The 3,928-nt window shown below is 66.3% G+C and carries 5 protein-coding genes; 4 read left to right on the top strand and 1 reads right to left on the bottom strand.

What is annotated here, in order from left to right; translation table 11 throughout:
• The first annotated feature begins 66 nt into the window (after nucleotides 1-66).
• Nucleotides 67-405, top strand: coding sequence for an H-NS histone family protein (locus AC1D2E_RS35035; RefSeq protein WP_478201666.1), 339 nt, complete (start codon nucleotides 67-69; stop codon nucleotides 403-405).
• 178 nt (nucleotides 406-583) lie between these two features.
• Here AC1D2E_RS35035 and AC1D2E_RS35030 read toward each other — a convergent pair whose 3' ends face one another.
• A complete protein-coding gene (locus tag AC1D2E_RS35030) occupies nucleotides 584-1,570 on the bottom strand; it encodes an NADPH:quinone oxidoreductase family protein (protein ID WP_478201665.1) in 987 nt (328 codons plus the stop codon).
• 129 nt (nucleotides 1,571-1,699) lie between these two features.
• Between AC1D2E_RS35030 and surE the strand changes: the two genes are divergently transcribed.
• The 3 genes from surE to AC1D2E_RS35015 all read left to right on the top strand — a co-directional run.
• On the top strand, nucleotides 1,700-2,473 hold the full coding sequence (gene surE, locus AC1D2E_RS35025; protein ID WP_478201664.1) for a 5'/3'-nucleotidase SurE: 774 nt from the start codon (nucleotides 1,700-1,702) through the stop codon (nucleotides 2,471-2,473).
• A 2-nt stretch (nucleotides 2,474-2,475) separates the two neighbouring features.
• Complete coding sequence (locus AC1D2E_RS35020; protein ID WP_478201663.1) at nucleotides 2,476-3,249, top strand: protein-L-isoaspartate(D-aspartate) O-methyltransferase; 774 nt, start codon at nucleotides 2,476-2,478, stop codon at nucleotides 3,247-3,249.
• 11 nt (nucleotides 3,250-3,260) lie between these two features.
• On the top strand, nucleotides 3,261-3,928 hold a 668-nt coding region (locus AC1D2E_RS35015; protein ID WP_478201662.1), incomplete at its 3' end, for a LysM peptidoglycan-binding domain-containing protein.

The following is a 3,928-nucleotide window of genomic DNA, read 5'->3' as shown; positions in this document are numbered from 1 at the left end:
GGGCTTGCTTGCGGCAATTTGGATTTGAATTAGAATTTTGGCTTTCCAATTAGAGGATAAGCACAGATGGCTTCAACCCTTGCCGACATCAATTCCCAGATCAAGAAGCACGATGAGCAGATCGCGCAATTGCGGAAGCAAGCGGAGGATCTGCGGAATCAGGAGCGGGCTGGCGTCATCGAAGAAGTCCGCAAGAAGATTGCCGAATACGGTCTGACCGCCAGCGATCTCAAGCTCGGCGTGCGCGGCGGCAAGCGCAGCGTGGGCGCGGCGGCACCCAAGAGCGCCGCCAAATACCGCAGCCCTACCGGCGAAACCTGGTCCGGTGGCCGCGGCCGCAAGCCGCGCTGGATCACCGAAGCCCTGACCGCCGGCAAGTCCCTGTCCGATTTCGAGATCAAGTAAGCCCAGCCTTCTCCCGGCCACAAAAAAGCCCGCATCTGCGGGCTTTTTCGCATTCCAAGGCCGGCGCAGCCTGGCCCGTTGGTGAAACACCGCGGAACCGGCTTCGCCGGGCCGCTGGTGTTGCCCCCGACAGGGGGGTGGGCGGGCTACACGCAGTGAGCCCAACCTGGGGGCGAGCTCAATTGACCAGCACCAGCTTCCCCTTGACACCCCGCGAGCCCATGCGGGCATAGGCGGCGCGGAGTTCCGACATAGGCAGGGTCTGGTCGATCACCGGCTTGATCTTGCCCTGCCCATACCACTTGGCCAATTCGGCCATCATTTGCGTATTGGCCTTGGGTTCGCGCCTTGCGAAATCGCCCCAGAACACGCCGACCAGCGAGGCCCCCTTGAGCAGAGGCAAATTCAAGGGCAGCGACGGAATCGGACCGGCGGCGAATCCGACGACCAGGTAACGGCCGCGCCAGGCGATCGAGCGGAATGCGGATTCGGCGAATTCACCGCCCACCGGGTCGTAAATGACATCCGGCCCCTTGCCGTCCGTCGCCGCCTTGATCGCGTCGCGAAAGCCATTGGGTAGCGCGTGCGTGCTGTAGTTGATCGCCGCATCGGCGCCAATGGACTTGCAAAGCTCGCATTTCTCGTCGGTCGATGCCGCCGCAATGACCCGGGCCCCTGCGGCCTTGGCAATCTGGATGGCTGCAGTGCCAACGCCGCCGGCCGCGCCCAGCACCAGAACGGTTTCTCCGGCCTTCAATTGAGCGCGGTCCATCAATGCGTGCCAGGAGGTCGCATAGGTCATGATGAATGCCGCCGCGTCGACATGGCCGAAGCCGTCGGGCAATGGCATGCACAAAGCCGCCGGCGCCAGCGTGTGGGTGCCGAAGCCGCCGGTGCCCGAGAGGCAGGCGACGTTCTGCCCGATCTTCAGGTGGGTGACGCCTTCGCCTACCGCGGCGATCACTCCGGCGTACTCGGAGCCGGGCACGAAAGGCAGCGGCGGCTTTATCTGGTATTTGTTCTGAACGATCAGCAGATCCGGAAAATTCAGGCTGGCGGCCTTGATTTCGATCAGTACCTGTCCTGGGCCCGGGGTGGGCGTCGGCAGTTCTTTCCATGTCAGCGCTTCGACGCCGATGGGGTTCTCGCAGAGCCATGCGTGCATGCTCGTGTCTCCTGTGAATGAGTCTGGGGGCAACGAAAAATCCGGGTCATGATAGGCGGGCGCCGCCGCCATCGCATGTCCCTGCCGTGACGTAGGCGCGGCCTACAATCGCCGCCACTGACTGACGCCATGAAGATACTTATTTCGAACGACGACGGTTTCCAGGCACCCGGCCTTGCCGCCCTGCACGACGCCTTGAAAGACATCGCCGATGTCGAAGTGGTCGCCCCCGAGCACAACAACAGCGCGAAATCGAACGCCCTGACGCTGGCCGCGCCGCTGTACGTGCACAAGGCGCACAACGGCTTTCGCTACGTCACCGGCACGCCGGCCGACTGCGTGCACATCGCCCTCAAGGGCCTGCTCGACTACCGGCCCGACCTGGTGGTGTCCGGCATCAACAATGGCGCCAACATGGGCGACGACACGATCTATTCGGGCACCGTCGGTGCCGCCATGGAGGCTTATCTGTTCGGCATTCCGGCCATCGCCTTCTCGCAGATCGAGAAGGGCTGGGCGCATGTCGATGCCGCGGCGCAGGTTGCGCGGCGGCTGGTCCAGCAGATCGAGCGCGAGCGGATGATCGACGGCAATGCCTTCCTGCTCAACGTCAACGTGCCGAACCTTCCCTTCGATGAGCTGAAGCCCATCAAGGTCTGTCGCCTGGGCCGCCGCCACGCGGCCGAGAAGGTCATCACGCAGGACAGCCCGCGCGGCGAGACCATGTACTGGATCGCCGGTGCCGGCGGGGCCAAGGACAGCGGCGAAGGCACCGATTTCCACGCCACCTCGGCGGGCCACGTCGCCTTGACTCCCTTGCAGATCGACCTCACCGACCACGCGAATCTCGGCCATTGGCACGACACCATGGCGCGCGTCGCACGCAGCTCGGCGGGGGGCTGACTTTGGCAAGCCAACGGCCCGGATTCCCGGTACGCCTGAGCCCCACGGCTTCCGCGGCGCCGCGCGGGCGCCTGCCGGCGGTGCCGGTCAAGCCGATCGTTCCCACCACCCCGTCGATGGCGTCGGACGCGGTGCGGGCGCGCATGGTCCAGCGCCTGGCGGCCCAGGGCATTGCCGACGGCCGGGTGCTGCGCGCCATGGGCACGGTCGAGCGCCATCTGTTCGTCGACAGTGCCCTGGTCAACCAGGCTTACGAAGACACCAGCCTGCCGATCGGCCTCGGCCAGACGATCTCGAAGCCGAACGTGGTGGCGCGAATGATCGAGCTGTTGCTCGGCGCCCCGGCGCTGGCCAACAAACCCGGCGAACGCCTCGGGCGGGTGCTCGAGATCGGCACCGGCTGCGGCTACCAGGCGGCGGTGCTGAGCCATGTCGCGGCCGAGGTCTACAGCATCGAGCGCTTGCGCGGGCTGCACGAGAGGGCGCGGGTCAATCTGCGCTCGTTCCGCCTGGCCACTGTTCATCTGATGCTGGGCGACGGCATGGTCGGCTACCCGAAGGGCGCGCCCTACGCGGGCATCATCGCCGCGGCGGGCGGCGAGGCCGTGCCCGAAGCCTGGATCACGCAGATGGCGGTCGGTGGCCGGATCGTCGCGCCGACCCAGTCCGCGACCGGCGGTCAGGCGCTGGTCGTCATCGACAAGACCACCCGTGGCGTCGAGCGCCGCATTCTTGAGGCGGTCCACTTTGTCCCCCTAAAATCGGGAATTGCTTGAAGGAAAGAACAATGCAGGGTATTGGCAATCGGAGCTGGCTAGCCGGCGTTTCGCTGGTGAGTGCGCTCGTGATTGCGGGGTGTGCCGCACCGCGCGGTCCGGTGCCGGTCGAGGACCGCGGCACCATGACGCAGGCACCGGGCGCGACGACCAACGGCTCCGGCGTCCCCGGTGGACCTCCAATCACCACGGATGCATCGGGCAAGCCGCTGCCGGGCATCGAGAACTACGGCAAGCCCGGCTACTATGCCGTGCGACCGGGTGACACCATCCGTCGCATCGGCATCGAGACCGGACAGACCTGGCAGAACATCGCCCGCTGGAACAATCTCGACAACCCCGATCTGATCGAAGTCGGTCAGGTCCTGCGCGTGATTCCGCCGACCGGCGCAACGGCCTCGGCCGCCGATGCGCGGCCCGTCGCGCAGCCGATCGTCGCGCCTGCCTCTTCGGCAGCTGCAGCGGCAGCGACTGCGCAAGCGGGCTCGGCGGCGGCGGGCGCCGCGACGCCGGCCCCGGCCGCCAGCGCGGCAACCAAGCCCGCCGCGTCGGTCACTGCCTCGCCGACCCCTCCGGCCGCCGCTTCCGGTGACGAGGACGTGGGTTGGATCTGGCCCGCGCAAGGCTCCTTGATCGCCGGTTTCGACGAAGCCAAGAACAAGGGCCTCGACATCAGCGG

Source organism: Variovorax sp. P1_H2 (genome assembly GCF_056405295.1).
Note: the sequence above shows the minus strand (reverse complement) of the source record. Positions and strands in the feature narration are given on the sequence as shown.

What these genes read in the sequence shown, in the direction of transcription:
- AC1D2E_RS35035 (WP_478201666.1), top strand. Translation starts at nt 67, where the DNA reads ATGGCTTCAACCCTTGCCGACATCAATTCCCAGATCAAGAAGCACGAT.
- AC1D2E_RS35030 (WP_478201665.1), bottom strand. Translation starts at nt 1,570, where the DNA reads ATGCACGCATGGCTCTGCGAGAACCCCATCGGCGTCGAAGCGCTGACA.
- surE (WP_478201664.1), top strand. Translation starts at nt 1,700, where the DNA reads ATGAAGATACTTATTTCGAACGACGACGGTTTCCAGGCACCCGGCCTT.